This window comes from Microcystis sp. M083S1 (assembly GCF_020246405.1).
In the GTDB taxonomy this organism is placed as follows: Bacteria; Cyanobacteriota; Cyanobacteriia; order Cyanobacteriales; family Microcystaceae; genus Microcystis; species Microcystis aeruginosa_C.
In genome coordinates this window covers 65,748-72,175 of the sequence record NZ_JADBTB010000107.1, presented here as the reverse complement: position 1 = coordinate 72,175, position 6,428 = coordinate 65,748, and the positions used below count along the sequence as shown (strand labels likewise).

Genomic DNA, 6,428 nt, shown 5'->3' with positions numbered 1-6,428 from the left:
TGAAATGGGGCGAAAGTCTGTGGACTCTGTGTAAGACAGTACATGGTTTTTTAACTGTGGTATGCGACGGTGGTGGAAGCAGAAACTTAAATCGTGAGGTTTAGGAATCGCCGCACTTTTAGGGCGGCGAGGATGTCAAAAAATAATTATTGCTAATATCTGTCCCCCGCTCTTGTCCTGATCAGGCAAACTAGGGGGATTTTTAGCACAAATAGGGAAAAGTAGCAGAAATCTTAATAAAAAGTAAAAATGCTGCAAATGTAACAGATTTTAACCAGAGAGTTGACCTATCCTTAAGGGAAAGATAAAAGCGATGTCTGTGGTTTTTTTAAGATAACTCTCGATTAGGCCTAGGTGTAGTGTACCGATGGTAGGCTAAACTATGGAACGATTATCGTGACTTGAGTTGGGAGTTATATTTAATGTACAGTCCGAGTACACTAGCGGGAAACCGTTTATTTGTTTACGAAGTGGCGGGTCTCAATCAAAACGACAATACTGACAGCTTGGATTATTCAATCCGTCAGAGTGGAAGCGTGTTCTTCACGGTTCCCTACAGTCGCATGAATCAAGAAATGCGTCGGATTACCCGTTTAGGTGGTCGTATCGTCAGCATCAAACCCTTAAATGGGATTGCCCCCGTAGCAACTTTTTCTAGTGCCTCCACACCACAGCCAATCGCTCAATCATCGCCCGTCACCGAACAGACCAAGAAAAAGGCCATGACTCAAGCGAAAGAAAAAACAGATATCCCCGTCAATATCTACCGTCCGAATCAACCCTTTATCGGCAAATGTATCGAGAATTATGCTCTCGTTGATGAGGGGGGTATCGGTATCGTACAACACGTCACCTTTGACCTTTCTGGGAGCGATTTACGCTATTTAGAAGGGCAAAGTATCGGTATTATCCCCCCGGGTACCGATGCTAATGGCAAACCTCATAAATTGAGACTCTATTCGATCGCCTCCACCCGTCATGGTGATAAATTAGACGATAAAACCGTATCCCTCTGCGTGCGTCAGTTGGAATACCAACACCCAGAAACCAAGGAAACGGTTTATGGAGTTTGTTCCACCCATCTCTGTAATGTAGAGGTGGGCGCTGATGTGGCTATTACCGGCCCCGTGGGTAAGGAAATGCTGCTACCCAGTGATGAAGATGCCACTATCATTATGATGGCCACCGGGACGGGAATCGCTCCTTTCCGGGCTTTCCTCTGGCGGATGTTCAAGGAACAACACGAAGATTATAAATTCAAAGGTCTAGCTTGGTTGATTTTCGGAGTTCCCAAAACGGCCAATATTCTCTACCAAGAAGAATTAGAGAAAATCGCGGCGGAATTCCCCGATAACTTCCGTCTCACCTATGCCATCAGCCGGGAACAGCAAAATCCCCAGGGCGGCAGAATGTATATTCAACACCGGGTAGCCGAACACGCTGACGAAATCTGGAATCTACTCCAAAGTCCCAAAACCCACGCTTATATGTGCGGACTGAAAGGGATGGAAGATGGTATCGACGATGCTATCAGTGGTGCTGCCGCTAAAAATGGCACCGATTGGTCTGTCTATCAGAAACAACTGAAAAAAGAACATCGCTGGCACGTAGAAACCTACTAAACCAAAAAGGTTCTCTGAAAATTTTTTCGGGTGGGCATTGCCCACCTTTTTTGTCTTGGTTTCGGTTAAGATAAGTAGCTGGTTATAATTAAATTAAAAATGGATTTTAGGTTCGATCCCCCCTACCCCCCTTAATAAGGGGGGTGCCGATAGCTGGGGGGATCCCCCCTTAATCCCCCCTTAATAAGGGGGGCATCTGAAAGTTTTTAATACCTATCTACTTAGGTTTTTTAAAAGACCTTTAAAAAGATGAAATTCTCTCGACGCTTTTTTCCCGTTTTCCTTGCCCTCTGCTTACTGTTTATTTTGCTGCCCCGGGCCTGGAGTTTTACTAATAGCCAAAAACAAATTCTGGCAGATTTAAAAACAGCCGAGATTATTTATCTGGGAGAAAGACACGATAGTCAAGCCGATCATCAGGCCCAATTAGCTATTATCAAGTATTTACAGGCTAATAATCCCCAAATAGCCATCGCTTTCGAGATGTTTCAACGTCCTTACCAAATCTATTTGGATCAGTATTTAGCCGGCAAAATTAGCGAAAATCAGTTAAGAGAAAAAAGTGAATACGACCAACGTTGGGGATTTGATTGGGAATTTTACGCCCCGATCCTGCGCTTGGCCAAGGCGAAAAAACTACCATTGATCGCCCTCAATACACCCACGGAAATCACTAGAAAAGTGGCACAGGAGGGATTAGAAAGCCTCTCCACCTCAGAAATGACCTACATTCCCCCTAAAAGCGAAATAAACCAGGATAACGAAGAGTATCGTCAACAGATCCTAGCCGTTTATCAGCAACACACGGGGGGCAAAAGTCAGGGATTCGATCGCTTTTTTTTGGCACAGGTTCTCTGGGATGAAACCATGGCCGATGCGATCGCTAAATTCTGGCAAGCTCATCCCGAATATCAGATCATCGTCCTAGCAGGAAAAGGTCATATTGCCTACGGTTACGGCATTCCCAGTCGAGTCCAAAGAAGATTAGGCGATCGCGTCAGCCAGCGTTCGGTTTTCTTGGGAGACGCTCCCCAATCATCACCGGAAGAAACTAAAAAACCCGCCGATTATTTTTGGCAAGGGCAAAATTAAGCCAGTCAGGAGCTAGGAAGCAAGGGATGATAAGCTAAGAAGCCAGTCTTTAAATTTAGTAGATAATAAGTCTGAAAAACTGAGGCTATTTTATGATTAATTTAACCTGTCAAGATACCGAAACACTCGATCGCATTTTAGCTGTGACTCGTGCCGTGGGTTGGGGTGGTGCTAAAATTCTCCAATCCTACCACCGGGGTGAACAGGATTTAGCCGTTAACAAGAAGAAAAAAGGCGGACCGGTGACGGCGGCGGATTTAGCGGCAAATAACTATATTTTAGGGGAATTACAAACAAATTTTTCTGATATCGACTTTGGTTATCTGAGCGAGGAAACCCATCAAGGCAATGAAGCTATCCCGAAAGATTGGGTATGGATTATCGATCCTTTGGACGGAACCCGCGATTTTATCAACAAAACGGGAGAATATGCCCTACATATCGCTTTATGTTATCAGGGAAGACCGATGATCGCCGTGGTTGCCTTACCGGATCAAGAAAAACTCTATTTTGCCCAAAAAGGAAAAGGTACTTTTCTAGAAACTAGCGACGGAAATATTACACAGGTAAAAGTTGCCAATAAAGATAAAATTACCGATCTCTATCTGGTAGTTAGTCGTACCCATCGTGACCAACGTTTTGATAATTTATTAAGTCAAATACCCTTCTTAGGTAAAAATTATGTGGGTAGTGTGGGCTGTAAAATTGCCACGATCCTCGAACAAAAATCCGATGTTTATATCTCCCTATCGGGGAAATCGGCCGCTAAAGACTGGGATTTTGCCGCTCCAGAGTTGATTTTAACGGAAGCAGGCGGCAAATTCTCCTATTTTGACGGTCAACCCGTGCGCTATAATCGCGGCGATGTGCGGCAATGGGGGGGGATCATGGCCAGTAATGGTCCTTGTCATCAACAACTTTGTCAGTTGTCCACGGCAATCCTCGCCCAAATTGATGCCACTGTCTAATTTCTGCTCTCTTATTCTTTGTGTGATCGGTTTAACTTATATAGGAGCGATCAATCTTTGTGTCCTTTGTGTCTTTGTGGTTCGTTCTAGTCCTTCGCCGGCGGTACTGTATCTTAGAATACATTTTACCCACCAAACCCAAGAGAGCTTAATTTCTGCCCCCCTAACCGAGAATCAGAGATCGGTAGAATGGAAAAAAACCAGATCGAGCAATGTTACGGTTAAAAACTTGGCAAGGGTTGATTTTAGCAGTTCCGATCGCCGCCGTGGTCATCTTTCTGATCGTGGCCGCCAGTGTCCAGATCAATCAATGGGGTTTGAATTGGATTTGGGCAGTTTTTACCCTGATTTTTGTGGCTTGGCGCTTCCTGTTGGTCAAATGGACGCGCCCAGCAGTCGGGGAAATTGAAGCCACCATTGGGGAAATTAAGGCAGAATTAACCCCTCCCGACGGTGATTCTGGGGGAAATGTCGAGGAAATTATCGAGAGGATTATCGTCGAGGCCCGCAATGATCGCCCGGTTTGGGAAGATTGGGCGACTTTTTGGCAACGCTGTCAGGATTTGGTCAGTGCCATCGCCCATATATATTACCCCGATGTCAAGTACCCCTTATTAAATATTTACATTCCCCAGGCCTACGGTTTAATTCGGGGAACCGTGGATGATAGCGATCGCTGGATGCAGAATCTTTCCCCGGCCCTGAATCAAATCACCATCGGCCAAGCCTATCAAGCCTACGAAGTTTATCAAAAATTGCAACCCTCGGCCCAGAAACTTTGGCAGGTCTGGAATTGGGCGCAATGGGTAATCAATCCCGCTGCGGCTGTGGCTAAAGTTGCCAGTCAAAAGTACAGCGATCGAGCGGATCAGCAATTATTAGTCAATTTAGGGCAAGTTTTGCGGGAAAATGCCCTAAGAAACCTCTCTCGCCAAGCGGTGTTACTCTACAGTGGCGGCAATCTCGCCCCAACTCTCCCCACCAAGACCAAAATCGCCACCACTACTCTCAAGGAAATTCTCGCCCAAGCTGAACCGATCACGGAAATCGATCGCCAACCGGTTAACATTCTGCTGGTTGGACGCACCGGGGCCGGCAAAAGCAGTTTAATCAATACTCTCTTTCGGGCCGATTTAGCCCAAGTGGATCTATTGCCCAGTACCGATGCCATCCAATCCTACCATTGGCAAACCCCAGAAGGGGACGAGTTAATCCTCTGGGATACCCCGGGCTACGAACAGGCAAATCGGGCTGATGATCGGCAAAAGGTTCTTAATTATGCCAAAAACGCCGATTTATTGATTCTTGTCACCCCCGCCCTCGATCCCGCCCTGGCCATGGATGAGGCTTTTCTTAAAGATTTGCAACAAACTATTGACAATTTACCAGTTATAGTCTGTGTTTCTCAAGTTGATCGCCTGCGTCCGGTGCGAGAGTGGCAACCTCCCTATAATTGGCTGACGGGAGAAAGTCCCAAAGAAGTCAATATCCGCGAATGCTTGCAGTATCGGGCGGAATTATTCGAGGATCTCTGCGATCGCATTTTGCCGATGGTCAGTCAACAGCCGGATAGAGAAGCTTGGGGGGATGAGGAGTTATCAATCGCTTTACTGGGGGCAATTTCGCCCGCAAAACAGTTGCGTTTAGCCCGTTTTTTAGCGGATTTAGAAACTCGAACCCTGGCAGCGGCGAAAATAATCGATCGCTATACTTTACAGATGGCCACGGGGCAAGGTTTAACGGCCCTATTAAAAAGTCCTATTCTAGGTTTTATCTCCACTTTAGCCACAGGAAGACCGACCTTAGCCTATCTTTTAGCTGAACAAATTCCTGTGGAACAATTACCAGTAGCGATCGGTAAATTACAGATGGCCTATGAGCTTTCTTCTCTCTTAAATCCAGAGAATAAAAGTTTTGATTTATTGGCACTTTGGCCAATACTATTAGAAAATTATAGCACTGCCGACAAGGAAGCTTGGGCCTGGGGTCATGCTCTGGTAGAATATTGGACAAAGAACCTATCGATCGAACAGTTCCGGTCAAGTTATCAGGGGTATTTAGAAACGATAAAAACAGGCCTTTAACCAGATTAATTAAGCTAAAACTTTATTCCACTTCAAAAGTATAGGAGAGTGGGGAGGAGAGGTTTCTGGGGTTGAGATTTCTAGCCTTTGTACTAAAATTACCAATGGGAGAGATTTTTTCGTGTTTTTTTAAAAGTTCTATTCATTTCTTTCATTTTCAGAGTTTTCATCGTTAGTTTTCGACGAACTACCCAAACCACTAAAATAAAAGGCGGTGACTGCTGTAGCTATTGGCCCTAAAAAAGTATAAATTGTCTTAGAAGAATCATTAATTAGGGTTGCCGCTTTATCCACTCTACTTTGTACTTCTTGTTCTTCGATAGCTTTCAAATTTATATTTAAATTAAAAATTCCAAGAGAAGCAAAAGAAATGAGACAAATAGAAAGAATTTGTAAACCAGCAGTGGTTAACAATCCCAACCAAAGCCACCTTGCTAAGGAACCAGCTACTTTAGTATTAAAATTATGTCTTTGGTCTGAGGGTGATATAGCTGTAGCTGGTTTACCAAATTCAGATACTTCATTGTCTAAACGATAAGCATCCGGATTCTTCTTTAGAAGATGATGCACAGAGTTCCCTTGAGTTGGAAGAGCCAAAGAAGCGCTGAGGTCTTTTGGCTTGTTAACTTCCTCTGTCTCATTTTTTGAATCACTGGTCATAA

The 6,428-nt window shown here is 44.7% G+C and carries 5 protein-coding genes; 4 read left to right on the top strand and 1 reads right to left on the bottom strand.

Annotated elements, in window-relative coordinates; all coding sequences use genetic code 11:
- The first annotated feature begins 422 nt into the window (after positions 1 to 422).
- The 4 genes from petH to IM450_RS11225 all read left to right on the top strand — a co-directional run bounded on the left by petH (position 423) and on the right by IM450_RS11225 (position 5,766).
- Entirely contained in the window at positions 423 to 1,622 is a 1,200-nt protein-coding gene (gene petH, locus IM450_RS11240) for a ferredoxin--NADP reductase (protein WP_287667807.1), read from the top strand.
- A 249-nt stretch (positions 1,623 to 1,871) separates the two neighbouring features.
- On the top strand, positions 1,872 to 2,714 hold the full coding sequence (locus tag IM450_RS11235) for a ChaN family lipoprotein (protein WP_287667805.1): 843 nt from the start codon (positions 1,872 to 1,874) through the stop codon (positions 2,712 to 2,714).
- A 92-nt stretch (positions 2,715 to 2,806) separates the two neighbouring features.
- On the top strand, positions 2,807 to 3,682 hold the full coding sequence (locus tag IM450_RS11230; RefSeq protein ID WP_287667802.1) for a 3'(2'),5'-bisphosphate nucleotidase CysQ family protein: 876 nt from the start codon (positions 2,807 to 2,809) through the stop codon (positions 3,680 to 3,682).
- Positions 3,683 to 3,894: 212 nt separating this feature from the next.
- Positions 3,895 to 5,766, top strand: coding sequence for a GTPase family protein (locus IM450_RS11225; protein WP_287667799.1), 1,872 nt, complete (start codon positions 3,895 to 3,897; stop codon positions 5,764 to 5,766).
- Between the two features lie 138 nt (positions 5,767 to 5,904).
- Here IM450_RS11225 and IM450_RS11220 read toward each other — a convergent pair whose 3' ends face one another.
- Positions 5,905 to 6,426 carry a hypothetical protein gene (locus tag IM450_RS11220; protein ID WP_287667796.1) on the bottom strand — a complete coding sequence of 174 codons (522 nt, stop codon included), beginning with the start codon at positions 6,424 to 6,426 and terminating at the stop codon, positions 5,905 to 5,907.
- Positions 6,427 to 6,428: the final 2 nt, after the last annotated feature.